Genomic DNA, 23,344 nt, shown 5'->3' with positions numbered 1-23,344 from the left:
GCAATTGATTCCGCCTACTTCCCCGGTCCAGATTATCGCCGGGGACGGAAGACTTAGGCGAAGATTTTTCCGGCACCGGACATGGTCCGTTCCGGGCGCTGATTGTCTTCAACCTTAAATGGGGAGGGCCCTGTCGCGGCCACTACGTGTTTCCGGCAGTCCAATGTAAAATCCGGTGATATTCTTCCGGTATTCCGCCATATATATCCTTTTTGGAAGCGCTGAGTGGACGGGGCCGATACACTTGGCGGAGTCTTTCATCCCGGCGAAAACCTGACCTTGGGGCGGAGGGGAAGATATAGTCTGCGGATGCCTTTGGAATCCATCGGTGCTTGACGAGGTATTATCGAGTCTAGCAGCCGTTATGCATTCCACAGAGTGAGAACGTACTCCGCAGACTATATATTCCCCGCAACCCCAACCCACAACACACTTCCCCCGGGACGAAAGACTCATAAAGCCACTCTCACCACCCCGTCCGGTGGCCTACGGCGGCGTCCTCACCTGCCTAATTAAATATTTTCTCTTCCTTTTCCGTTCATTCTATGGTATTCTATTCAAGTACGTCCAAATGTAAAAGCTCTAATGAACTTAATAAGCAGTATTATGCTTATCAATAATAGAAAGGAAGTTTTTATTATGAAATTAGGTATTGTAGGCCTGCCCAACGTGGGTAAAAGTACTCTCTTCAATTCCCTGACAAAAGCCGGTGCGGAATCTGCCAATTACCCGTTCTGTACTATCGATCCCAATGTAGGTGTTGTTCCGGTACCCGATTACCGTCTCGGAAAGCTCTCCGCTCTCTATAATTCCGAAAAGATTACCCCGGCCGTAATTGAATTTGTTGATATTGCCGGACTCGTGAAGGGAGCTTCCAAAGGCGAGGGCCTCGGCAATCAGTTCCTCTCCAATATCCGTGAGGTGGATGCCATTGTCCATGTTGTCCGCTGTTTTGAAGATCCCAATGTAATTCATGTGGACGGCAGCGTGGATCCGCTCCGTGATATCGAAACAATCAATCTCGAGCTGATTTTCTCCGATATGGAGATTCTGGAAAGACGGATTGCTAAGACAAACAAAAGCCTGATGGGCAATAAAGCGCTTGCAAAGGAGCTTGATATCTTAAAGGCGCTTTACGCTCATCTGGAGGACGGCAAACTGGCAAAGAGCTTTGAGACGGAGGATGAGGACGAGCTTGCTTTCATCAATTCCCTGAATCTGCTCACATGGAAACCAGTAATCTTTGCCGCCAATGTATGCGAAGAGGATCTCTCCGATGACGGCGCAAGTAATGAATATGTTGCCCGGGTACGTAACTTTGCATCTGAGACAGGCAGCGAGGTATTTGTTATCTGCGCACAGATTGAGCAGGAAATTGCCGAACTCGATGAAGAAGAGAAAAAGATGTTTTTAGAGGATCTCGGTCTTACCGAGTCAGGCCTCGAAAAACTGATTGCGGCCAGCTACCGTCTTTTAGGCCTTATCAGCTATCTGACGGCCGGGCCTCAGGAGACACGGGCCTGGACAATTAAAGTGGGGACAAAAGCTCCGCAGGCCGCCGGAAAAATCCATTCCGACTTTGAGAGGGGATTTATTAAGGCAGAGGTTGTCAACTACCAGGATCTTCTGGACTGCGGGACCTACCCGGCCGCCAAGGAAAAGGGCCTTGTGCGTATGGAAGGAAAAGAATACATTGTCAAGGACGGCGATGTAATCCTGTTCCGGTTTAATGTATAAACGATAACCTGCACGTTCCTCGCACAGGTCGCCGCCATCAATTATAAAATGGTGCCGGATTCATGTCAGCTTTAACATGAATCCGGCACCATTTTCAGCTGCTGTGTCAAACGCCCCCTTAATCTGCAATTAACAGGACAACTTAACCGACCTTTCCCATTCTTGCATAAAAAGCCGGATTCCGTAATAGATTGTAATAAACAAATCCGGAGGGCTTTTTTATGAGCTCTAAAACAAAAATAGTAGTGCTGCGCATGAAGGAAATCATTTACACCGCCATCTTTATCGGTTTGGGGATCCTTCTGATAACGCTATTCCTTATCATGTTCCATCCGAAAAAGGACGCCGCCCAGACCGCTTCCGACAGCGTACAGTACATACCGGGAGTATACACAGCCTCCCTCGTTCTTGGCAGCCAGAATGTCAATGTGGAAGTAGCCGTAGATGCCGATCACATCAATTCTATCAGCTTCTCCCCTCTCAGTGATTCAGTCGCCACCATGTATCCTCTGATGGCCCCCTCTATCACCCAGCTTTCCGACCAGATCTGTCAGACGCAGTCATTGGAAAACCTCTCCTATCCCGAGGGCAGCCAGTACACTTCTCAGGCTCTGGTAGGCGCGATTCGTACGGCACTGGGCAAAGCCACGGCAAACTGATGCGTAAAATCCGTACCATAATATACGGGCGGGAACAGGGACAGAAAATTCCATCTATCGGCGGAATTTTCTGTCCCTGTTTTATCTGTCCGATTTTTAACACAGTCTTACGGTTCTGCCGATTTTCATTGTATTTTTATCAATACAATGAGATAATGATCAATATTCCGGATAATCGGGAAGCGGCTGCAGATACATATCATGGATTCAGCCGCATATTGTCCGGGATAATTGAATCATTTTATTAACTGCGAAATACAAACGGGGGAATTATTATGAACGAAACGGGGAATTCATTCATTACAATCGATTTGGCAAAGATTAAATCGAACATGGAAAAAATCAGAAATCACGTGGGACCGGATGTGGAGATTATGCCCGTCCTGAAAGCAAACGCCTGCGGCCACGGCCTGATCCGTACCAGTGACTGGCTGGTTAAGGAATGCGGGATTAAAAGACTGGCTGTCGCCCAGGTACGCGAAGCCGAACAACTGCGCAGGGCCGGCAGTCAGGCGGAAATCATGGTACTCGGGGGCGTACCGGTAAACAACCTGCCTTATGCGGTTCAGGAGAATCTCATTCTGCCCGTCTTCCGCACCCAGGATGCCGCTTTGCTGTCCGCTCTCGCTCAGGAAAACGGAAGGACTGCCCGTGTCCATATAAAAATTGATACCGGGCTTGGCCGGATCGGTGTGGAAAAGGGCGAGCAGCTTGAAGAGCTTCTGGATGGTATCTTACCTCTGAAAGGCCTGGAAATAGAGGGAGTGTTTACCCACTTTGGGGAAGCCGAGGTCACAGACCCGGAGTTCACCGAGATTCAGATCAGCCGTTTTGAGGAAGCCCTTGGGCAAATCCGGACGCGGGGGATTCAGCCGCGTTATATCCATGCCACCAACACTCCCTCTACCGTACGGTTTAAAAAAGCCCATTACAATATGATACGTACAGGCCTTTTGTGGCTGGGATACGATCCCTGCCTCGATGAAGATAACAGGCTGGGTCTTGAAACCGTTCTGGAATGGAAAACCTTTCTGACAAATAAAAAATACGTTTTGTCAGGCAGAAGCATGGGGTATTGGAGAAGCTTCACTGCCAAGCGTGATACGGTTGTCGGTATCGCCTGTTTTGGATACGGGGACGGCTATCTGGAAGATTTGGGCAAAAAAGGAGGATACGTTTTAATACATGGAAAGCGGGCTCCTATTATCTCCGTCTGCATGGATCAGACATTTCTCGATATCACCGACATACCCGATGCCGAAATCGGCGATACGGTAACTCTGATAGGTCATGACGGCAGTGAGAAGATTGATGCTTTTGATATGGAAAAGCTTACGGAAAACTCCTATGTTGTCTACCTCTGCAATATCAGCGAACGCCCGGTGAGAATATACAGAGACTGACAATGATCCGCCTTCGACGCTTGCCTGCACGCTCCGCGCACAGGTCACCGTCATCAATTAAAGAGAGTCCGGTAATCCGGACTCTCAAACCAGGTATCTCCCTATTTATAGAATGAGCTGCTGTTGCTTCTATTTGTCTCTTTACTCAGGATTCGACTATCCGCTCAGTTCCGGCTTATTCAGGCCCGTTCAGAAGGCACTGTTTAACCGCACTCAGAAATCCTCCTGCATAAATGCTGACGGAGGCCACTGCATCCGATGCATAACCTGTCTCCTGCAAAAGACCTTCTTCCGACTGGTTTTCTATCAGATATTCGGCCAGCATATCGGCCTGCTCAAACCACAGCGGCCCATTTTCGGTCATCACGTATTGGCCGTCCTCCGAAAGTTTTCTCTTTCCCGTCCCCTCCTTATCCACTGCGTCCCATTGAAGGGCTGTTATCTTATGATCCTTAACGCTCATCGTAATCTGATCACAGAAACCATTTTCGTCCGCCTGACCGCTCTTCCAGTTGTATGAGCCGTCGGCCGCCCCTGCCAGAAGCTCATCCAGGCTTGTATGGGAAGTATCACCGCCGGCAATAAGAAGACACTTTTTCAGGCAGTCGATAAAACCGCCGATATGGATGCTGACAGTAGAAACCGCATCCGATGTTCCGCTGTCATTCATCAGCCCTTTCGTCGTCTGGTTCTCCGTCACATACCGGGCGAGCTGATCAGCCTGTTCATACCACAGCGGCCCGCTTTCCGTCATAGTATACTGGCCGCCAGCAGACATTTCTCTTTTACCGGTTCCGTCTTCCTGCACCGCATCCCACGTAAGAGCCGTGATCTTATTATCCTTCACTTCGATGTCAATCCGGTTATAAAATCCATTCTCGTCCGGCTCCGGTTCCCGGTAAGTATAAGAGCCGTCGGCAATTGTCTTTAAAAGCTCGTCCACTTCAGGAAGCGCTTTCTGGGCGTTTTCCTGTGCAATTTCCTGTTCAATAATCGCCGCCAGCTCCGTCCCCTCTTTCACGGCTTCCCGCACGCATGCACCCATGGCCGTCTTTACCGCATTGCTGGTCATCGTGGCGCCCGATATGCTGTCCACACTATGAGACTGTTTTGCCCAGATATCTTTCGAGAGCCGTACTGCAGCCGACTTGCCAATCTCCGGCGTTTCATCCGGCGCCTCTACTTTCACATCTTCTATTCCATACTCCGAGAATTTTGCCTTCACTGTGATCGGTCCGCCGTATCCTCTGGCGCTTCCTTCATATGTTCCCGCATTATAAATAGGAACATCCGACACAGGGAGGTTCCGCCCTGCTATGGATTTATAGAGAGGACCTGAGAATGCAATCAGCCCTCCTGCCAATATAATCATAATTCCTGTCCCGGCCAGTATTCCCGCCAGGTTACCTGTTTCTCTCTTCTTCATGTGTCCTTGAATCCTTTCCTTTTTCATCGGCTGGTGTTTCTGATACATAATAGTGCCAGACCTCAAACATTTTGCTTTTAGTCTGGCACTGTGTTACTCTTTTTATACTTCTCTCATCCTATATCTCATCCTGATAAATATCGGATGACAGCGGATGATACTGCTCCATGGAAATTTTAAATGACGGCGAATTCTCCACTGCGTTCAGGAACGCAGGAACATCATCATCAAAATCATACGTCCACAATGTCTCTTCCAGACTGTTCAAAGTCTCATCCGGCATGTAAAGCAGGTCCAGATGTATCTGTTCAATATAATCATATTCTCCATCCACCTCAATGGTAAACTGCCTGACCATTGAAAGGAAAAATCTGTCACCGTCCGGTAAATCATAAATTCCTGCTTCAAAAAGCAGACTGTCATCCGCACATTCAAAGGAGAGCCCGGCAAACCTTCTGAATGCCTCCCATCCCGTCTTTAAATCCGGTTCTTTTGGGTTAAAACCGCTCTCTTTCAGAACAGCCCTGAATATTCCAAGAGCGTCTGAGGTTTTCAATCGTTTCGGTGTCTTCGTCATGTTTCATTCTCCTTTTCCCTCTCCCATTGCACCATGTCGGCAAGTGTTACCTTGTCTATGACACCGTTAACAGCATCATCAACCATGGTCCACAGCTTAAGCGCCGTGCATCCCGGCGCCCGGCTGCATGTATTGCCTCTGCCATCCATCCGGGTATCCACACACGCTACCGGCGCCATGCTTCCTTCGGTCAGTCTCAGAATCATTCCGACCGTATATTCCTGCGGTTTTCCGGCCAGGCAGTATCCCCCCTGGGCTCCTCTGACACTATTGACATATCCGGCTTTCTTTAAAACCGATACTATCTGCTCAAGATACTTTTCCGATATCTCCTGTCTGAGCGAAATATCTTTAATCCTGACCACCTCATCCCCCTGCAATGCCAAATCCAGCATCATTCGAAGCGCATACCTGCCTTTTGTCGATACTTTCATTTCCAGCTACACCCCTTTATATTTTATTCTTCAAACAGCGGAGTGGAGAAATACCGGTCACCCGAATCAGGCAGCAGGACGACGATCCGCTTTCCCCTGTTCTCCGCTCTGGCCGCCAGCTCCACTGCCGCTGTCAGAGCCGCGCCGGATGAAATACCGGTAAGGATTCCTTCTGTCACGGCAAACTGTCTCGAAGCCGCAAAAGCGTCCTCATCCTTTACCTGCATCACTTCGTCATAAATATCCTGCGCCAGGATTTCCGGGATAAATCCGGCTCCTATCCCCTGAATCTTATGAGCTCCGGCTCTGCCCTCCGACAGAATCGGACTCCCGGCCGGTTCCACCGCTACCACTTTAATCCGGGGGTTACGCTCCCTGAGGTATTGGCCCACACCGGTGATTGTGCCGCCTGTACCGATACCTGCCACAAAGATATCGACCGCTCCGTCCGTATCTTCCCAAATCTCCGGTCCGGTCGTCTTCCTGTGGACAGCAGGATTGGCTGCATTGGTGAACTGCCCCAGAATGACGGAACCTTCGATATTTTGTTTTAATTCCTCCGCCTTCTCTATAGCTCCTTTCATACCTTTAGAGCCATCGGTCAAGACCAGTTTTGCTCCATATGCCTTCAGAAGCTTTCTTCTCTCTATACTCATAGTCTCAGGGAGAGTAAATACCGCCTTGTATCCCTTGGCCGCAGCCACTGAGGCCAGACCGATACCCGTATTGCCGGAAGTCGGTTCGATAATGGTCGCTCCCTTTTTCAGAATTCCGCTCTTCTCGGCGTCCTCAATCATGGACAGTGCCACCCGATCCTTTACCGACCCCGCCGGGTTCAGATATTCCAGCTTAGCCAGAAGAACCACATCCATTATCCCTTGGCTCTCCGCATAATTAGACGCCTCCAGAAGAGGTGTCCTTCCAATCAGCTGTGCTGCGCTTTTCTTAATATCCGCCATATTTTTCCTCCTTTTGATTCTGCAATTTATATCATAGTAAATCTATAGGTTTTATATGATTTTATCATATCGGAAAAATTTGTCAAGATTTATCTGCTGCATTTAGCGCAGCCGTGATAAAACGATACTCTTCGCGTTCCGAACACGGGCCGCCACCTTCAACGCAAAAGCCAGGGCAGCATGCCCTGGCTTTTAAGCTCTCCTCCCGTTACCGAAACGATAACCTGCACGCTCCGCGCACAGGTCACCTCCATCGATAAAAGGAAAGAAATAATATTCATCCGTGTAATCCGGTGTTTAAACGATAACTTTGACTGGGCACTTCGCCGCGCACTTACCGCAGTTCGTACACTTCTCATAATCAATTACCGCCAGGTTGTTATCCATATGGATGGCATCATCCTCACACTGCTTGATGCAGAGTGTACAGCCGATACATCCGTTATCGCATTTAGCCTTGACAGCCGGTCCCTTTTCATGGGAATTACACTGTACAAGGTGTTCCGCCTTGTATGGCACCAATTCAACAAGATGCTGCGGGCAGGCGTCCACACATTTGCCGCAGGCAACGCATTTCTCTTTATCTACCACCGCAATGCCGTCCACCACATGAATGGCGTCAAACTGACAGGCAGTTACACAGGAACCAAATCCCATACATCCGAAGGAGCAGGCTTTATCGCCGGAACCCGGAACAACGGCTGCCATCTTGCAGTCTTTGATACCAAAATAATTATACTGTGATTTTGCCTTGTCACAGGTGCCCTTACATTTTACGAAGGCCACCATCTTCTCACTGCTGCCGGCTTCCACGCCCATAATGGCTGCAATTTTCTCAGCACAGGGAGCGCCTCCGACCGGGCAGGCGTCAACAGGAGCAGTACCCTCGGCAATGGCCTTTGCAAGGCCGTCGCAACCCGGGAAGCCGCAGCCGCCGCAGTTGTTGCCCGGGAGTTCTTCTCTGACAAGGATTTCTTTCTCATCTACTTCTACTTTAAATTTCTCGCTGGCAACGCCAAGCAGCACACCGATGATAATACCGGTAGCGCCGACGATAATTGCCGCAATAATAATTCCAGTTATATTCATCCTTCGTCTCCTCCTTTAAATTAATCCGGAAAATCCGAAAAATGCAATTGACATGAGACCTGCGGTAATTAACGTAATCGGGGATCCCTGGAAGTTATATGGCACGTCATTGTATTCAATGCGCTCGCGCACGCCTGCCAGAAGTACGATAGCGATCGTAAATCCGACCGCGATACCAACACCGTTGACAACGCTCTCTACAAAGTTGTATGTCTTCTGTACGTTTGTTAATGCAACACCGAGAACAGCACAGTTTGTCGTGATCAGCGGAAGGTATACGCCCAGAGACTGATACAGGGAAACCATGTTTTTCTTCAGGAACATTTCTACAAACTGTACTAAAGCCGCAATAACCAGAATGAACACGATTGTCTGAAGATACTCCATACCGAAGCGCACCAGAATGTGATCATAGATTAAGCTTGCCACTGCAGATGCAATCGTAATTACGAAGATTACGGCCGCACCCATGCCTGCTGATGTCTCTACCCTCTTGGATACGCCAAGGAAGGGGCAGATACCGAGGAACTGGCTTAATACAACGTTATTTACCAGGGCTGAACCGATGGCAATTAAAAGTAATTCTTTCATCTATCCATTCCTCCTATTCTGTTTTCTCGGGTTCTTTCGCCGCTTCAGCTTCTGCCTTTGCTTTCGCTTCCTCGGCCGCCTTCTTTGCTGCAAGTGCTTTTTCAGCCGCCGCTTTCTTGGCTGCCGCCGCTCTGGCCGCTTCCTCGGCCGCTTTCTCAGCCAGCTTCAGATGGTTGTCGGCACATGCGGAACCTGCACAGCTTGCGCAGTTGCCGCCGCATGCCAGGTTGGACTGCGGTACGGAACCATTTGTTGCGGAAGGAGCTTTAAACTTATTCTGGAGTGCAGTCAGAATCGCAAGCACGAAGAATGCACCCGGAGCAAGGATAAAGATTGAGATATGGAAATCCTCCGGAATAATCTGTTTTCCGAAGAATGCTCCGCCACCCAGGAACTCACGGAAAATACCGATGAGCGTCAGGGCGATGGAAAATCCAAGTCCCATGCCGATTCCGTCGAAAAGCGAGGAAACAGCGTCATTCTTGGAAGCATAAGACTCGGCGCGGCCAAGGATGATACAGTTTACTACGATCAGCGGAATGTAGATACCCAGTGATGAATAGAGGGAAGGCACATACCCCTGCATCAGCAGCTGGACAATGGTTACAAGGCTGGCTACGATAACGATAAAAGCCGGAATCCTGACACGATCCGGGATAATCTTACGCAGCGCCGAAATAATTAAGTTTGAAAAGACAAGAACGGCTGTTGTGGAAAGCCCCATGCCCAGACCGTTGACAGCAGAAGTCGTAACTGCCAGTGTCGGACACATACCTAACATTAACACGAAGGTAGGGTTTTCTTTGAAAATGCCGTTTGATATACGTTCTACATATTTGTTCATATTTCCCACCTCCTGTTAGTTTATGAAATTCTGTTTGCAGTACAAAGCGGCATTAACCGCATTCGTCACTGCGTTGGATGTAATCGTTGCACCGCTGATCGCATTGATCTCGGCGTCGCCCGCATTGCCGCCCTTGATAACAGTAAGCTCGGAAGCCGATTTGCCGTCATACTGGGTCCTGAACGGGTCCTCTTTCGCCTTAAGACCGAGGCCGGGCGTATCGCTGATCTCGCGGAAGCCGATGGAAGTAATGCTTCCGTCGTCCTTGATTCCGACGGAGATAGATACTTTACCGCCGTAGCTGTCATTCGAATAGGAGTTGATTACATAGCCCAAATCGCTGCCAGCATCATCCTTTGCAACCATTACCGTCTCAACGCCCACACCGCCGAAATCCGATGCGGCAAGCTCCGTGTTGCATGCCTCCAGGTCAATGTCTGAAGTCTCTTCAAAAGATGACGCCTCCGGGAATACTCCCCTGTATGTCTTGTTGTTTGCTTCAATTGTGGCCTGTTCAATCGGGCCTTTTGTCACTTCATATACGCCGCCCAGTGCAATACCGGAAATCAGGGTGATTGCAAAAAGGATAAAGGCGTCTTTCATAAATCCGGATTTACCTGCCATTATTTCTTACCTCCCTTTTTTCCAAATGCGGTCGGAAGGGTGAACTTCTCAATTAACGGAACCAGGATGTTACAGAAGATAATCGCGTAGGATACTCCCTCTGCAGAACCTCCGAAGATACGGAAGAGACCTGTCAGAAGTCCCAGTGCGATACCGAATACAATCTGTCCCTTTGGTGTAATCGGGCTCGTAACATAATCTGTCGCCATAAAGAAAGCGCCGAAGATTAAGCCGCCGCCGCAAAGATGGGCCAGGATGTAGCTTACGTCAAATCCGCTGTAAATAGCCGCAAAAATAGCAACCGTAGCAATATATGTAAGCGGGATGCGCAGTGTGATTACTTTTCTGAATACCAGATAAGCCGCACCGATTAACAGTGCAATCACGGAAACCTCACCGATGGTTCCGGGAATCCGTCCGATAAACATAGCGGTCACATCCACCTGCTCTCCTGCCTTTAACATGGCCATCGGTGTTGCGCTGGCTACTGCGTCGGAGAAAGGCTCTGTAAATGTGGTCATCTTTCCTGCAAAGGAAATAAGCAGGAAGCATCTTGCTGCCAGAGCCGGGTTCATCCAGTTCTGTCCAAGGCCGCCGTACATCTGTTTTACAATGATGATGGCGAATACGCCGCCCAGGCACGGCATCCAGACAGGAATCTGGGGCGGCATGTTGAGCGCGAGAATCATACCGGTTACAACGGCGCTGCCGTCATAAACAGTGATTGGTTTTTTCATCAGTTTTTCAAAAATATACTCGGAAAGCACGCATGATACCACTGTTGCAATCAGAACAAGAAGTGCGTGCATACCGAACTGCCATACACCGTAAATTGACGCAGGGAGCATTGCGATTGCCACGTCAAACATGATTGCCTGGGTGGTGTGGCTGCTCCTTACGTGAGGTGATGACGATACGTTAAATAATTTTCCCATTTCTTCACACCTCCTACTTTCTGCGGCTGGCCGCCACTGCTTTGCGCAGCTCTTTGAATGCCTGTGTCAGCGGTCTCTTGGCCGGGCAGGTATATGCACAGCAGCCGCATTCCACGCACTCCATCCCGTCCAGCTTCTGGAATTTCTCCATATCATGGCGCTCTGCGGCGTCCATCATCATCTGCGGCACAAGGTGCTCCGGACATACGTCCACGCACTTGCCGCAGCGGATACACGGAGTCGGCTCCATCGCTGCAACCTGGTCTTTTGTGAATGTAGTAAGTGCGGAAGATGTCTTGGCAACCGGGAAGTCAAGGCTGAATAAAGCCTGGCCCATCATCGGTCCGCCGGAAATCATCTTCTCCGGTTCTTGTTTAAATCCGCCTGCTGCCTCTAACAGCCTCTTGTAGTTCGTTCCAAGCCTTACCTGGAAGTTCTGAGGATTTGCCACTGCATCGCCCGTCACTGTGATAATCTTCCGCAGCAGCGGCGTGGTATTGCAGACAGCATCATAAATAGCAGCCACAGTGTCAATGTTGTCTACAACACAGCCTGCGTCTGCCGGCAGCATGGAAGAATTGATCTCTCTTCCCGTTACGGCGTAAATCAGCGTACGCTCGCCTCCCTGCGGATACTTGGTGAGAAGCGGACATACCTCAATTCTCGGCTCGTCCTTCACCATCTCCGTCAGCTTCTTGATCGCTTCCGGTTTGTTATTCTCTATGCCTATGATTCCCTTGGCATTGTCGAACAACTGAAGGATCACTTTCAGTCCGCCGATAATCTGTTCCGGACGTTCCATCATCACACGGTAGTCGCTGGTCAGGTAAGGCTCACACTCTGCGCCGTTCACAATTACGTGATCAATGGCAGCCTCATCCTTTGGCGTCAGCTTCACATGCGTTGGGAAGCCGGCTCCGCCCAGGCCGACGATACCGGCCTCTTTAATAATATTTCTGATCTCTTCTTTTGAAAGCTTCGTGTAATCCCTCGCATTACCAAAACCTTCAATCGCATTTTCTTCCCCATCGTTCTCTACGATGATAGACTGTACCATTGCGCCATTCGCCACCAGCCTTGGTTCGATCCCCTTTACCGTACCGGAAACAGAACTTAATACGTTGGCGGAAATGAAGCCTCCTGCTTCTGCTATAATCTGACCCTTAAGCACCTGATCGCCTTTGGCAACCAGTGGTTTTGCAGGAGCGCCAATATGCTGGGACAGCGGATATACCATCTCCTCGCCCTTCTCAGGAACGATGAACTGGATTGGTTTATCCTCAGACAGTTCTTTTCCTTCATAAGGATGAATGCCGCCTATAAATGTAGCCAAACCCATCAAATAAACCCTCTTTCTCTAGTTTGATTTTCGCACCCTGGATGTGAATTTTTTGTCATATTTTCGTGAATTTTTTATCAGTTCCAGGGTTAAAAGCTATCGCGTATAGTATATCATAGGAAAAAGTTTTTAACAATTGGAAACTTTAAGATAATCGACCGAATTTTGTATAAAAATTAATACAAAATTTATTTTTTTTGTAAGGTCTTTCATACAGAAACGACAAAAAAAGCTGCCATAAATTTACCACAGCAGCCCTTTCTTCGTATTTTAATTTAACAATTATTTCCACCTTTTCTACTCCTGCGCCACAGGAAACCCCACTTTTGACAGGGCGTCGGAAATTTTCCCCGCCTGCCTGACATCCGCCTCAAACCCCTCGTTAATTACATTGTGTATTTTTAAGTAGGTGCGCAGCTCCTCCTCACTGAAAACCGAAAGCTGCTTAAGCTTTCTTCTGCCGCACTCCTCATCCACGGCGGCATGGGCTTTATAGATTCTCCAGCCGTAATCCGTCAGAAACAGGTTGTACTCCCTGTTGTTGTCTTTATTGCGTTTCTGGAACACAAGCCCCTTCTTCCTCAGCTTCCTGATAATCTGGGAGCTGGCGCTGGGGGTTTTGTTCATCCCGGCCGACAGTTCCGAGGAAGTAATCCCAGGCGTGATCCCAATCCGTTCAATCGTGTGGGATTCCACCTGGTATAAAATACTGTCCCCGTATTCATGGGGCATTTCGTCGTAGGCTGCCATCAGACGGCAGCTTTTCTCCAGGCCGTCCATAATCTGAAGATACAGCTCTTCTTTTACCAATTGTTCTGACATGTTTCCTACCCCCGCTGTTTAAATAGGTAAAAAGACGGACTGCGTTTTGCACACTCCTCTTTCACAAGCTCCGCACCGGCAAGGATATGGGAATCCCTCAGTTCCACCCTCCCCCGCCGGTCCGGCCTCTCGTATTTCTGTTCTGTAAACGAAGGATCTAGGAGCCATATTTTCATTGCGGCCCCTCCGCCTTCCCAGTCCGCTTCCATACTGAGCCCGTCTGCAAAAAGATAATGGCCGCCGTCGGAAAAGAGACCGTGTTCCCTGCCTGCATGAATCACTGCGCACCCTCCTGCCTCCAGCCAAAGCTCCAGTGTTTCAACGCTTTGCGACACCTCCATCTCCAGGTTAAACCGCTTTGCTGCGGCTCTTCCAAGCCGGTTCATATCGGTGCCGTAATAATTGGCTCCGGCCCGGATAGAAAGATTTATACACGCTTCCACGGAAAGCCTCTCTCCCGTCAGGAACTCCACCATCATGCAGACGCAGCACAGGCCGCAGCCGGCCCTGGCCACGCTGGGATACGGCTCCCTCAGAACGTCTCCCGGATTCAGGGTCGTAGGATACGGTACGTCCGCATAGGCAAGCTGGTTTATGTATGTGACGGACGGGCGGCTCATATTGCCTCCTGAGCCTTAAGGCTTCCCTCTGCAATCTCCCTCCAGTAATGGCAGGCAACCGAATGGCCGTTCCCGGCGTCCGCCAACCGGGGACTTGACGTGGAGCACCGTTCCTGCGCATAAATACAGCGGCTGCAAAAACGGCATTTTTCGCCCGGATTAATCGGAGATGTGATTTCGCCCCGAAGGAGAATCCGCTCTGTCTTCTGATGGATTTTAGGCCTTGGAATTGCCGAAAGGAGCGCCTTGGTATAGGGATGGAGCTGGTTTCTGAACAGTTCTTTGGATTCACACATCTCCACCATCTGTCCCAGATACATGACGCCGATATGATCCGATATATGTTTTACCACCGATAAATCGTGGGTGATAAAGATATAGGTAAGCCCCCTTTCCTCCTGGAGATCCTGCATCAGATTCAGGATTTGGGCCTGGATTGATACATCCAGGGCCGATACGGGTTCATCGCAGACAATAAATTTCGGATTCAGAGCCAATGCCCTGGCAATGCCGATGCGCTGGCGGCGGCCGCCGTCGAGTTCATGGGGATAGGTGTTATAGAGGCGGCCGGCCAGCCCCACCGTATCCATCAGCTTTGCCACCTCACGGTCATAATCAGCCGCCAAGGAGCATATTTTGAATATTTTAAGCGGTTCTCCGATAATCTCACTGACTGTCATACGCGGATTAATGGAGGAATACGGATCCTGGAAAATCATCTGCATCTCCTGATGCAGCTCCTTCATTAAATGGCGGTCCGGATGCGAGATATCTTTCCCGTCAAACCATATGCTTCCCTCCGTCGGTTCCAGCAGGTGAAGAAGCACTCTGCCCAGCGTCGATTTACCGCAGCCCGATTCTCCGACGATACCCAGCGTCTTTCCCTGATCCAGGGTAAAGTTAATATTGTCAACCGCATGGAGCATTCCCTTGGGGGTATTGAAATATTTTTTTAAACCTTTTACCTCGAGCAGCTTCGCCATCTTATTTCCCTCCCCTGTCGTCCTGCCGTGCGCTGCCGTCAGGCTCCTGCCGCACGGTGTCCTGTCTGTTCTTGTTCGTGTGAATCAGGTGGCATTTCACCATATGCCCCTGCACAGTTTCCCTGATGGGCGGGTCTTCGTTTCGGCACCTATCCGTGCAATGCGGACATCTGGGACTGAAGGAACATCCGGCAGGAAGATTCGTGGGATCCGGCATCAGGCCTGCGATGGGACTGAGGCGCTCCGTATCCTTATCGAGATCCGGAATGGAACCAAACAGCCCGATGGTATACGGATGCTCCCCCTGCTCGTAAATATCCTCCAGATTGCCGTACTCGACAATCTCACCTGCGTACATAATCGCAACCTTGTCACAGACCTGGGCGACGACGCCGAGATCGTGTGTAATCAGGATCATCGATGTATTCAGTTTGTTTTTCAGTTCCGTCATCATCTCCAGAACCTGAGCCTGGATCGTTACATCCAGCGCCGTCGTCGGCTCATCCGCAATCAGCAGCTTGGGATTGCAGGCCAGTGCAATGGCTATTACCACCCTCTGCTTCATACCGCCTGAAAACTGATGCGGATAATCCTGATAGCGTTCCTCATTGATTCCCACCATCCGGAGCATCTCCTGGGCACGCACGGCCGCTTCCGCTGCCGAGCAATGAGAGTGCAGGCGCACCACCTCCGCAATCTGCTCTCCCACCGTCATCACCGGGTTCAATGAGGTCATGGGATCCTGAAAGATCATTGAGACTTCCCTGCCCCTCATTTTTCTCAGCTCGTGCCTTGATTTTTTCAGGACATTTTCTCCCTGGAATATAATTTCACCGCCTGCAATCCGGCCGGGCGGATTCGGAACAAGGTTCATAATCGCCAGGGCCGTCGTTGTCTTCCCGGCCCCCGTCTCTCCCACAAGTCCGAGAGTCTCCCCGGCCACCAGATCAAACGTCAGGTGATTCACCGCCTTCACCACGTTTTTTTCCTTGACATAGTGAACCGACAAATCGCGGACCGACAAAATATTTTCGCTCATTTTCCTCCTCCTTTACGTTTTAAGTCTGGGATCCAGGGCGTCCCTCAGACCGTCCCCGAACAAATTCAGTCCGAAAATAATCATGGCAATGGCAAGCCCCGGGAAGGTGACAATCCACCATGCCTTTCTTATGTAGGCACGGCCTGCCGAGAGCATGGCCCCCCATTCCGCCGACGGCGGCTGGACACCCAGTCCGATAAAGCTGAGGGCCGATGCCTCCAGGATTGCCTTGGCCACGCTCATCGTAATCTGTACGATAATCGGGGCCAGGCAGTTTGGCAGGATATGCTTCATAATGATTCTGAAATCAGAGGCGCCGATGGAGCGCGCCGCCTCAATATACTCCTGTTCCTTAACCGACAGAATTGACGCCCGGACGATTCTTGCATAGGCAGGGACAGCTCCGATAGCCACCGCTATGATGACGTTGCGTATCCCGTTTCCCAGGGCAGCCACGATCGATATTCCCAGAAGCGTGCTGGGTATCGCCAGCATAATATCAATCAGGCGCATCAGGATATTGTCGGTCCGTCCTCCGTAAAAGCCTGCCAGGGAACCGGCAATCATTCCGATAACTGCCGACAGAGTCGCAGCCACGGCCCCTATCATAAGGGAATAACGGCTCCCATACACAATCCGGCTGAAGATGTCACGGCCGAATTCATCCGTCCCGAACAGATGCCTGCCGCCTGGCTTTAAAAACTTCCCGGTCAAATCCTGTTCATCCACCCCAAAGGGAGCGATGAAGTCGGCAAAAACGGCTATCAGCACCAAAATTACTATCAGAGCCAATCCGAACATGGCCAGCCTGTTCCTCCTAAGTCCATTCCATGTCTGCCTGAAAAGTCCTTCTTTTTTTATGGAGGAATAATCCGGCATGCCGTTCGTCGTCTGTTCTGCTGTACTGCCCATATCCTATTCCTCCTTATCTTCTTCTGCCGTTTCGCGGCCGGCCGTGCCGGCAACAGTCGCCGATTCAGCCTTATCCGGCACGGCTTTTGTGCCGGAATTTTTATACCCGCATGAATTCCCGTGACTGAACGCTGCGCATGGGCGCGCTCTGCGCGTCGAGGTATACTGGGATTTGATTCTCGGATCTACAAAGGCATACAGAATATCCACCAGAAGATTCACGATAGAGAAGGCAAATGCGATAAAGAGAACGCCGCCCTGAACCATCGGGTAATTCTTTACATTGATGGCGTCCACCATCAGCTTTCCGATCCCCGGAATCGAGAATATGGATTCCGCCAGGATTGCTCCTCCCAGCATACCGCCGAAGGAAATTCCCACCACGGTGATAATCGGAATCAGCGCATTCCGCAGCGCATGGCGGAACACGATCACGACTTCCTTCTGTCCCTTGGCCCGGGCCGTTGTGATATAATCCTGCCTGATTACCTCAAGCATTGCCGATCTGGTCTGGCGCATAATGGTCGCGCTCGACGCCATTCCCACGGTCAGGGAGGGCAGAATCCAGTGCAGTGGCGTATCAAAACCCGAGGGCGGCAGCACCTTGAAATTAACGGCAAAAATAATGATCAGCATCAGTCCTGTCCAGAAGTTTGGCATGGACACGCCGGTCAGGGCAAATACCGTGGCGATTTTGTCGAAAATGGAATATTGCTTTACTGCCGCAATCACTCCTGTGACAACACCGATGATTGTGGCAAAGGAGACACTTAATACCGCCAGCGTTACAGTGGCCGGAACCCTCTGGAGGATCTCGATGGATACCGACTGCTTTGTCGTGTAGGATTTTCCAAAATCAAATTTCGTCACGATATTTTTTATGTAATTGAAATACTGTACAAGAAACGGCTGATCCAATCCCAGTTCATGATGGAGCGCATTAATATTTTCCTGGGTGGCGTCCATCCCCAGCATGTATTCCGCCGGATCTCCGGGCGTAAAATACAGGAGGCTGAAAATAATCAGAGAGACGCCCAGCATTACGGGAATCAGCGCCAATATTCGTTTTAATATAAATTTGCTCATAGAATCAGTACTCCTTCGTTCGCTGTTCGTAGCAGTTCAGACAGCATGAACTGTTACGGACGTCCGATAATCTCATCTACAATCTTCTCCATATAATCGAGGGAGTCCTCCGTCATTTTCTTTCCTATCTCATAGGTGGCTTTTCTGGCATCTCCCAGCGCCCCGTTGAGCGACGCGTCGTTTTTCCAGCTCCAGGCAGCGCCTCCCTTTACGAAGGAATCGTGTGTGAGCATGCTGTCCTGTATAATGCCGGGAACGCGCTCACTGCGCACCGTCTCCGGGCACAGATAGAGACAGGAGCTGGTCTCCACCTCACAGGCGTGTCCGTTAAGCTTTGGAAGTCCCGTCAGTCCGCCCAGCGATATCTCCGAGCCGACTGCCGACCAGTAAGCGTCAATTTCATGATTTTGTTTCAGACTGATAACTGCGCCTTCAAGAGCCGGAAAATTGCCTCCGTGTGCATTCAGAAACAGAATCTTGCGTATGCCGTGCTGTGCAATGGATACGCCGATATCCACCAGCAGATGCATCATTGTCTCCACCTGGAGGGTCACCGTGCCCGGAAAATCCATGTGGTGCAGAGACAGGCCGTAATTTACACAGGGAAAGACCACTACTTTATTTTTGCATCGCACGGCCAGCTTTTCTGCGTAGGCCGCCGCTCTGGCGGCATCCGTCGCGAACGTGGTGTTGGGTCCATGCTGCTCGCAGGAGCCCACCGGTACCAGAGCAACCTTGATATGTTCCATTTCTGCCTCTAATTCGGGCCACGTCATGTTATTTATGATTAATTTATCCATTCTGCTTACCTCCCGTACCTGCAGGAGCCTTTCAGACGGCTCCTGCCATTTTAATTATTCGTTACAGTTATTCAGTAACAGTCACGCCGGCGAATGAAGGAATATCTCCGGGATCGCAGTAGAAATTCTGAACCTTGTCCGTGATTACATAGTTTACCGTCTTATTGGCCACGCCTATCATATAGTACTGGTGATAGATGTAATCCTGCAGCTCTTCATAGACAGCCGCCCGCTCAGCCGTATCGTAAGCTGCGCTGCCCTTATCCAGAAGTTCATCAATCTTTTTATCTACCGGACGGAAGAAGCCGTCGCTTCTCGTATCAAAATCTGCAAGAGCATGACCCGGATCACCCGTGGAATAGGTGGCCGCCATGATTGTGACCTGATTGTCGCCGCGGCGCCCTGCTGCAATAATCTCGGAAGTGGATGCTGTGGAAATATTGGCCGTAACCCCGATCTCTTTCCACATATTCTGGGCAATCACACCGATATTCTGCTGCTCGGAGCCGTTTGGAAGGTTCAGCTCGATCGTAAGCCCGTTTCCGTATCCCGCCTCTGCCAGAAGTTCTTTTGCCTTCTCCACATTATATTCGTGTCTGCCCTGAGACTTATAGGAAAAGACTGTGGACGGCATCACGCTCTCGCTGACCGTTGCATAATTTCCATAAACCGTCTCCACAAGGGAATCGAGATCCAGAGCCAGGGAAAGTGCCTGCCTGATTCTCACGTCGCTTAGCACCTTGTCATCCATGGAAAATACAATGTAAGATATACCGTAGCTGTCTCCCGAAACGACCTTCAGCCCGTCTGTCTCAGCCAGCCTGTCCAAATCTCCCGTATCCGGATCCAGTACGATATCGGCATTGCCCGATTCTATCTCCAGCGCCCTGTTGGCTGTCTCCGTGATAAATTTGAGGGTCAGAGTGGAATATGCCGGTTTTTCTCCCCAGTAATTGTCATTGCGCTTCAGCGTGATGCTGGTGCCGCTCACCCAGTTATCAAATGCAAATGGCCCGGTTCCCACAGGACTGCGTCCGAACTGGTCATCCCCCATTTCCTCCACTGCCTTTTTGCTCACAATACCGCCTCTCGTGGAAGTCAGATAATTGTACACCGCTGCAAACGGGGCTTTTGTCGCCACATCCACGGTCAGTTCATCGACGGCCTTTGTGTTTTCAGCGTCAAAGGATGCAAATATTGAAGCGCTGGACGGCTTTTTGGTCGCCCTTTGTATCGTATATACCACATCGTCAGCCGTCATCTTCTCCCCATTGTGGAAATATACATTATCGCGCAGTTTGAAGCGGATCGTCTTGTCATCCACCTGTTCCCAGCTCTCGGCAAGACCCGGAACAATATTTCCTTCCTCATCCTTTTTGACCAGTGTTTCAAAGATCTGCACCTGGGTCGTCATCGCCACCAGCTCCGTATTACCATGAGGATCGATATTAGACGGCTCACCCTTCAATACCACAGTCACCTCATCCTTTACCGCCGCATTTTCAGCGGCCGTCTCCCCCGACTGAGCCTGACCGCCTCCTCCGCCTCCCGAATCCGACGGCACATCACTTTTACCCGCACAGCCAGAAAGCAAACACAGCCCCAAAACCATTGCCAGAAATAACTTTGTTTTTTTCATGATACCTCTCCTTTTCTGTATATTAAAATTAATAAATAACCATTCAGACGCTCTCAGAAAAATGTCAGAAAAACTCCACCCAAAACAGCCCCATATACTGAGCGAACTCCGATACCTCTCCCCATCCCCACACTTAAAGCGCGAGACAATCAGCCGCCGCAGGCCAGTGGACGGGCCGACGAACTTGGCCGGAGTCTTTCGTCCCGACGAAAACCTTCCTTTGGGGCGGAGGGGAAGATAAAGTCTGCGGATGCCTTTGGAATCCATCGGTGCTTGACGAGGTATTTTCGAGTATCCATTATGCATTCCAGGGAGCGAGAGTGTGCTCCGCAGACCTTATCTTCGCCCACAGCCACAATCCACAACACACCATTAAAACCCTACAACCAATGTGCCTGTTCCCACAGCGTCAGCATCGTCCCCAGCTCCTGTCTGGCCGCCTCCTCAAAAAGGGTGTAACCCCAGGAAACGTCTTCCACAGGCAGTCCGCCCGAAATAAACAGGATTTTTTCCTCCTCGGACTTTCGGGGATTCACCTTTCCCGCAGCCACATCACTCAGGCTCAGCATATCCTCCGCTTTCACCTTTCCCTGATCCAGCAGTTTCAGCATCTGGTAGCTTGGCGCCCAGTCTTTTGTGCTTTCTATTCCGTCCGGATGCATCTTCCCCTCGTCGTACCAGACCTCATGCATGGGCCAGTAATCGAAAACCACCTGGTTTTCCATCCAGCATTCTTCCGAAAGCTCGGCATGTCCCGTCGCAGTAAACAGGCAGCCCGGTTTCAGCCAGTCCTTATCAATCACAACAGGAACCGGCCCTGCCGCCGCGACACTGATAACATCCGAATCAGTCACCGCTTCCTTCAAATCCTCTTTGATAATAATTTCTATATCGTATTCTTTTCTGAATTCCTCCGCAAACGACTCCGCGCTGGCTCTCACGATATCATTCAGATACATCCTCTTTACCCCGGGCATACTGTTCAGGATTCCCCTTGCGCAGGCCCTGCTGATAACGCCGCAGCCGATAACGCCCAGTGACTTTGCATCCCTGCGGGCCAGATATTTGGCCGCCACTCCCGGAACGCAGCCTGTCCGCATTGCGCTTAACAGGTTCGCCGACATGATGGCTAACGGCTCCCCGGTCACCACATCATTCAGACCCACCATCAGAATCGAACGGGGAAGCCCCCTCTCCTTCGGGTTTGTGATATTCGACCCGTACCATTTCACGCCGCAGCAGTTGTATCTGCCCCCGATATAAGCCGGCATTGCCATATACCTTCTGTCTGGCCCTGCAACCGGCATATTGGGAAACGGCGTGTCCTTCGGATACCACAGCATACAGCCGTGGCTGCTCTGGTTATAGCCGCCCATCACAAAATCCCCGGCTCCCAGAAGCTTAAAAGTGTCGTCCATAACCTCCACGCATTTTTTTACATCCAGCACCCCTGCTTTGATCATGTCAGGTTCGGATAAAAACCTGAAACCTACCTGTTTCCGTTCCATAAGACCTCCTCCATTCTTTAAATTCCTGCATTCTCTCCTGTTTTGCCGTCATTTTCATTTATTAGCCAGTGAATTTCTAATATGCTCCATCCCCTCTTCCAGATATCGGCGGGGGCATGCGATATTCAGGCGGACAAACTGCTCATAACCGCTTCCATACTCTGCGCCGAAATTTAAAGCCACCTTGGCCTCATCCCTCATTTTCAGGAACAGCTCTTCCTGCGTAAACCGGCAGCCCGAAAAATCCATCCACATCAGATATGTGCTTTCCGGCATGGCCACTTTGACTTTCGGCAGATATTTTGTAATATAACCGACCACAAAGCGTGCGTTCTCTTCCAGATAGGCCATCATCTCATCAACCCACGGGCCTCCTTTTTCATAGGCCATTTCCGTGGCGCGGTAAGCGAAAAGATTGATATATAAGTGCATACTGGCTGCAAAATTACCTACCTTTTCACGCAGCTCCCTGTTTTTGATAATAATAATTGAAGATTTCAGCCCGGCAATATTGAACGTTTTACTGGGAGCCGTGATCATCACCGCATCCTCATCTACATTTAAAATCGAGAGGTGGCGATGACCCGGGTATACAATATCGTAATGGATCTCATCGGAGATAATCAGCACCCCGTACTGTTTGCAAAGGGACGAAAGCCGCTTCAGTTCCTCTTCCTTCCAGACTCTGCCCACAGGATTATGGGGGCTGCATAATATGTAAATACTGACTCCCTCTTTAAATTTCTTTTCGATATCTTCAAAATCCAGCTCATAGGATTCGCCGTTATACAAAAGCGGCGACTCGAACAGCTCATATCCAAGACCTTTCACTACGGTAAAAAACGGCGAATAGACAGGAGGATTTACCAGGATTTTATTTCCCTTCTCTGCAACCGACAGCAGGACCACCGATAAAGCCGTAATCACTCCCGGCGCCGGAATCAGAAATTCCTTTTCAAGCTCCAGCCCATGGCGTTCCCGGTTCCAGGCAATAATACTGTTGTAATACCTCTCCCCTGCAAATGTATATCCGAACGTCATCCCCTCGCCGGAACGTTCCTGAAGCGCCTGGTTAATCTCCGGCAGCACCGGAAAATCGGCATCCGCCACCCAGAACGGCATCAGATCATCCCGGCCGTAGTCGCGCTCCATTGCATCCCACTTTGTACTGTCCGTATGTCTGCGTTCTAAAAGCACATCAAAATTATACATTCTCTTCCCTCCGTCTTTGATTATTTATCTGCTTTTATATTTATACTCTTTTATATTTAGCTTCTTTATAGTTAATGTGCTAAACTTTAATTTTATCTATTTTATA

23 protein-coding genes are annotated in these 23,344 nt (G+C 50.1%); 3 read left to right on the top strand and 20 right to left on the bottom strand.

Features of this window, described 5'->3' with window-relative positions; genetic code table 11:
* Nucleotides 1–639: 639 nt before the first annotated feature.
* The 3 genes from ychF (at nucleotide 640) to alr (ending at nucleotide 3,799) form a co-directional block, all read left to right on the top strand.
* Nucleotides 640–1,737, top strand: coding sequence for a redox-regulated ATPase YchF (gene ychF / locus CLOSYM_RS12310; protein WP_024739232.1), 1,098 nt, complete (start codon nucleotides 640–642; stop codon nucleotides 1,735–1,737).
* A 221-nt stretch (nucleotides 1,738–1,958) separates the two neighbouring features.
* A complete protein-coding gene (locus CLOSYM_RS12305) occupies nucleotides 1,959–2,396 on the top strand; it encodes a hypothetical protein (protein WP_003503603.1) in 438 nt (145 codons plus the stop codon).
* A 275-nt stretch (nucleotides 2,397–2,671) separates the two neighbouring features.
* Nucleotides 2,672–3,799 carry an alanine racemase gene (alr, locus tag CLOSYM_RS12295; RefSeq protein WP_021642352.1) on the top strand — a complete coding sequence of 376 codons (1,128 nt, stop codon included), beginning with the start codon at nucleotides 2,672–2,674 and terminating at the stop codon, nucleotides 3,797–3,799.
* A 175-nt stretch (nucleotides 3,800–3,974) separates the two neighbouring features.
* Here the strand turns inward: alr and CLOSYM_RS12290 are convergent, their stop codons facing one another.
* From CLOSYM_RS12290 to CLOSYM_RS12195, 20 genes are all read right to left on the bottom strand, one after another.
* Nucleotides 3,975–5,225 (bottom strand): FMN-binding protein, encoded by a 1,251-nt coding sequence (locus CLOSYM_RS12290; protein WP_242828676.1) that lies wholly within the window; start codon nucleotides 5,223–5,225, stop codon nucleotides 3,975–3,977.
* A 118-nt stretch (nucleotides 5,226–5,343) separates the two neighbouring features.
* Nucleotides 5,344–5,802, bottom strand: a complete 459-nt coding sequence (locus tag CLOSYM_RS12285; RefSeq protein ID WP_021642350.1) for a hypothetical protein — start codon at nucleotides 5,800–5,802, stop codon at nucleotides 5,344–5,346.
* Complete coding sequence (locus CLOSYM_RS12280; RefSeq protein ID WP_003503598.1) at nucleotides 5,799–6,236, bottom strand: RrF2 family transcriptional regulator; 438 nt, start codon at nucleotides 6,234–6,236, stop codon at nucleotides 5,799–5,801. The genes CLOSYM_RS12285 and CLOSYM_RS12280 overlap by 4 nt, the downstream gene beginning before the upstream one ends.
* A 23-nt stretch (nucleotides 6,237–6,259) precedes the next feature.
* A complete protein-coding gene (gene cysK, locus CLOSYM_RS12275; protein WP_021642349.1) occupies nucleotides 6,260–7,195 on the bottom strand; it encodes a cysteine synthase A in 936 nt (311 codons plus the stop codon).
* 297 nt (nucleotides 7,196–7,492) lie between these two features.
* A complete protein-coding gene (locus CLOSYM_RS12270) occupies nucleotides 7,493–8,284 on the bottom strand; it encodes an RnfABCDGE type electron transport complex subunit B (RefSeq protein WP_003503596.1) in 792 nt (263 codons plus the stop codon).
* Between the two features lie 15 nt (nucleotides 8,285–8,299).
* Nucleotides 8,300–8,875 carry an electron transport complex subunit RsxA gene (rsxA, locus tag CLOSYM_RS12265; RefSeq protein ID WP_003503595.1) on the bottom strand — a complete coding sequence of 192 codons (576 nt, stop codon included), beginning with the start codon at nucleotides 8,873–8,875 and terminating at the stop codon, nucleotides 8,300–8,302.
* Between the two features lie 13 nt (nucleotides 8,876–8,888).
* Nucleotides 8,889–9,719 (bottom strand): electron transport complex subunit RsxE, encoded by an 831-nt coding sequence (rsxE, locus tag CLOSYM_RS12260; RefSeq protein WP_021642347.1) that lies wholly within the window; start codon nucleotides 9,717–9,719, stop codon nucleotides 8,889–8,891.
* A 15-nt stretch (nucleotides 9,720–9,734) separates the two neighbouring features.
* Nucleotides 9,735–10,343, bottom strand: coding sequence for an FMN-binding protein (locus tag CLOSYM_RS12255; RefSeq protein WP_021642346.1), 609 nt, complete (start codon nucleotides 10,341–10,343; stop codon nucleotides 9,735–9,737).
* Nucleotides 10,343–11,278: an RnfABCDGE type electron transport complex subunit D gene (locus CLOSYM_RS12250; RefSeq protein ID WP_003503590.1), complete on the bottom strand. Its 936-nt coding sequence runs from the start codon at nucleotides 11,276–11,278 to the stop codon at nucleotides 10,343–10,345. Before CLOSYM_RS12250 ends, CLOSYM_RS12255 begins: the two co-directional genes overlap by 1 nt.
* 13 nt (nucleotides 11,279–11,291) lie before the next feature.
* Nucleotides 11,292–12,617, bottom strand: a complete 1,326-nt coding sequence (gene rsxC, locus CLOSYM_RS12245) for an electron transport complex subunit RsxC (protein ID WP_003503588.1) — start codon at nucleotides 12,615–12,617, stop codon at nucleotides 11,292–11,294.
* 297 nt (nucleotides 12,618–12,914) lie between these two features.
* Nucleotides 12,915–13,439: a MarR family winged helix-turn-helix transcriptional regulator gene (locus CLOSYM_RS12240; protein WP_021642343.1), complete on the bottom strand. Its 525-nt coding sequence runs from the start codon at nucleotides 13,437–13,439 to the stop codon at nucleotides 12,915–12,917.
* 5 nt (nucleotides 13,440–13,444) lie between these two features.
* Nucleotides 13,445–14,059 carry a hypothetical protein gene (locus tag CLOSYM_RS12235; RefSeq protein WP_003503585.1) on the bottom strand — a complete coding sequence of 205 codons (615 nt, stop codon included), beginning with the start codon at nucleotides 14,057–14,059 and terminating at the stop codon, nucleotides 13,445–13,447.
* Nucleotides 14,056–15,042 carry an ABC transporter ATP-binding protein gene (locus CLOSYM_RS12230; RefSeq protein ID WP_021642342.1) on the bottom strand — a complete coding sequence of 329 codons (987 nt, stop codon included), beginning with the start codon at nucleotides 15,040–15,042 and terminating at the stop codon, nucleotides 14,056–14,058. Before CLOSYM_RS12230 ends, CLOSYM_RS12235 begins: the two co-directional genes overlap by 4 nt.
* 1 nt (nucleotide 15,043) lies before the next feature.
* Complete coding sequence (locus tag CLOSYM_RS12225; protein WP_021642341.1) at nucleotides 15,044–16,081, bottom strand: ABC transporter ATP-binding protein; 1,038 nt, start codon at nucleotides 16,079–16,081, stop codon at nucleotides 15,044–15,046.
* 12 nt (nucleotides 16,082–16,093) lie between these two features.
* Nucleotides 16,094–16,993, bottom strand: a complete 900-nt coding sequence (locus tag CLOSYM_RS12220; RefSeq protein WP_003503580.1) for an ABC transporter permease — start codon at nucleotides 16,991–16,993, stop codon at nucleotides 16,094–16,096.
* Between the two features lie 3 nt (nucleotides 16,994–16,996).
* Nucleotides 16,997–18,079, bottom strand: coding sequence for a nickel ABC transporter permease (gene nikB / locus CLOSYM_RS12215; protein ID WP_021642340.1), 1,083 nt, complete (start codon nucleotides 18,077–18,079; stop codon nucleotides 16,997–16,999).
* 53 nt (nucleotides 18,080–18,132) lie between these two features.
* Complete coding sequence (locus tag CLOSYM_RS12210) at nucleotides 18,133–18,879, bottom strand: creatininase family protein (RefSeq protein WP_003503576.1); 747 nt, start codon at nucleotides 18,877–18,879, stop codon at nucleotides 18,133–18,135.
* Between the two features lie 67 nt (nucleotides 18,880–18,946).
* A complete protein-coding gene (locus CLOSYM_RS12205) occupies nucleotides 18,947–20,518 on the bottom strand; it encodes an ABC transporter substrate-binding protein (RefSeq protein WP_024739241.1) in 1,572 nt (523 codons plus the stop codon).
* Between the two features lie 380 nt (nucleotides 20,519–20,898).
* Complete coding sequence (locus CLOSYM_RS12200; protein ID WP_021642338.1) at nucleotides 20,899–22,026, bottom strand: tyramine oxidase subunit B; 1,128 nt, start codon at nucleotides 22,024–22,026, stop codon at nucleotides 20,899–20,901.
* Nucleotides 22,027–22,080: 54 nt separating this feature from the next.
* On the bottom strand, nucleotides 22,081–23,238 hold the full coding sequence (locus tag CLOSYM_RS12195; RefSeq protein WP_021642337.1) for a MalY/PatB family protein: 1,158 nt from the start codon (nucleotides 23,236–23,238) through the stop codon (nucleotides 22,081–22,083).
* Between the last annotated feature and the right edge of the window lie 106 nt (nucleotides 23,239–23,344).

Source organism: [Clostridium] symbiosum ATCC 14940 (genome assembly GCF_000466485.1).
Lineage (GTDB): Bacteria > Bacillota > Clostridia > Lachnospirales > Lachnospiraceae > Otoolea > Otoolea symbiosa.
Note: the sequence above shows the minus strand (reverse complement) of the source record. Positions and strands in the feature narration are given on the sequence as shown.

Excerpts from the sequence above, each read along its gene's own strand:
- CLOSYM_RS12270 (WP_003503596.1), bottom strand. The coding sequence starts at position 8,284 with ATGAATATAACTGGAATTATTATTGCGGCAATTATCGTCGGCGCTACC.
- CLOSYM_RS12205 (WP_024739241.1), bottom strand. The coding sequence starts at position 20,518 with ATGAAAAAAACAAAGTTATTTCTGGCAATGGTTTTGGGGCTGTGTTTG.
- cysK (WP_021642349.1), bottom strand. The coding sequence starts at position 7,195 with ATGGCGGATATTAAGAAAAGCGCAGCACAGCTGATTGGAAGGACACCT.
- rsxE (WP_021642347.1), bottom strand. The coding sequence starts at position 9,719 with ATGAACAAATATGTAGAACGTATATCAAACGGCATTTTCAAAGAAAAC.
- CLOSYM_RS12225 (WP_021642341.1), bottom strand. The coding sequence starts at position 16,081 with ATGAGCGAAAATATTTTGTCGGTCCGCGATTTGTCGGTTCACTATGTC.
- CLOSYM_RS12200 (WP_021642338.1), bottom strand. The coding sequence starts at position 22,026 with ATGGAACGGAAACAGGTAGGTTTCAGGTTTTTATCCGAACCTGACATG.
- CLOSYM_RS12210 (WP_003503576.1), bottom strand. The coding sequence starts at position 18,879 with ATGGATAAATTAATCATAAATAACATGACGTGGCCCGAATTAGAGGCA.
- CLOSYM_RS12250 (WP_003503590.1), bottom strand. The coding sequence starts at position 11,278 with ATGGGAAAATTATTTAACGTATCGTCATCACCTCACGTAAGGAGCAGC.
- CLOSYM_RS12285 (WP_021642350.1), bottom strand. The coding sequence starts at position 5,802 with ATGACGAAGACACCGAAACGATTGAAAACCTCAGACGCTCTTGGAATA.
- CLOSYM_RS12290 (WP_242828676.1), bottom strand. The coding sequence starts at position 5,225 with ATGAAGAAGAGAGAAACAGGTAACCTGGCGGGAATACTGGCCGGGACA.
- CLOSYM_RS12280 (WP_003503598.1), bottom strand. The coding sequence starts at position 6,236 with ATGAAAGTATCGACAAAAGGCAGGTATGCGCTTCGAATGATGCTGGAT.
- CLOSYM_RS12305 (WP_003503603.1), top strand. The coding sequence starts at position 1,959 with ATGAGCTCTAAAACAAAAATAGTAGTGCTGCGCATGAAGGAAATCATT.
- alr (WP_021642352.1), top strand. The coding sequence starts at position 2,672 with ATGAACGAAACGGGGAATTCATTCATTACAATCGATTTGGCAAAGATT.
- CLOSYM_RS12220 (WP_003503580.1), bottom strand. The coding sequence starts at position 16,993 with ATGGGCAGTACAGCAGAACAGACGACGAACGGCATGCCGGATTATTCC.
- CLOSYM_RS12240 (WP_021642343.1), bottom strand. The coding sequence starts at position 13,439 with ATGTCAGAACAATTGGTAAAAGAAGAGCTGTATCTTCAGATTATGGAC.
- CLOSYM_RS12255 (WP_021642346.1), bottom strand. The coding sequence starts at position 10,343 with ATGGCAGGTAAATCCGGATTTATGAAAGACGCCTTTATCCTTTTTGCA.
- CLOSYM_RS12195 (WP_021642337.1), bottom strand. The coding sequence starts at position 23,238 with ATGTATAATTTTGATGTGCTTTTAGAACGCAGACATACGGACAGTACA.
- ychF (WP_024739232.1), top strand. The coding sequence starts at position 640 with ATGAAATTAGGTATTGTAGGCCTGCCCAACGTGGGTAAAAGTACTCTC.
- rsxC (WP_003503588.1), bottom strand. The coding sequence starts at position 12,617 with ATGGGTTTGGCTACATTTATAGGCGGCATTCATCCTTATGAAGGAAAA.
- CLOSYM_RS12230 (WP_021642342.1), bottom strand. The coding sequence starts at position 15,042 with ATGGCGAAGCTGCTCGAGGTAAAAGGTTTAAAAAAATATTTCAATACC.
- nikB (WP_021642340.1), bottom strand. The coding sequence starts at position 18,079 with ATGAGCAAATTTATATTAAAACGAATATTGGCGCTGATTCCCGTAATG.
- rsxA (WP_003503595.1), bottom strand. The coding sequence starts at position 8,875 with ATGAAAGAATTACTTTTAATTGCCATCGGTTCAGCCCTGGTAAATAAC.
- CLOSYM_RS12235 (WP_003503585.1), bottom strand. The coding sequence starts at position 14,059 with ATGAGCCGCCCGTCCGTCACATACATAAACCAGCTTGCCTATGCGGAC.